The following is a 253-nucleotide window of genomic DNA, read 5'->3' on the forward strand; positions in this document are numbered from 1 at the left end:
CGGTGCGGGCCGCCGGACGCTCGGCCCGGGCGACCGAGCCGCTGGTGGTGCAGGTCGACACGTTGGGCCGCGCGGTCGAGGCGCTGGGCCAAGGGCAGCACGCGCTGTCGGGGGGGCTGAAATCGGTGTCGGACGCCCAGGCCACGGCGCAGATGCACATGGTCCAGACCATGGAGGCCCGCCTGGCCCATGTGCAGCAGCAAATGACCGAAACGCTCCATGCCAATGCGTTGAAATCCGCGAATGCCCTGTC

At 70.0% G+C, this 253-nt stretch carries 1 protein-coding gene; it reads left to right on the forward strand.

What is annotated here, in order from left to right:
• The coding region (locus E0702_RS18000; RefSeq protein ID WP_205742120.1) for a hypothetical protein at positions 1–253 on the forward strand (253 nt) is incomplete at both ends.

The sequence above is a fragment of the Halomonas marinisediminis genome (assembly GCF_004347715.1).
GTDB lineage: Bacteria > Pseudomonadota > Gammaproteobacteria > Pseudomonadales > Halomonadaceae > Halomonas > Halomonas icarae.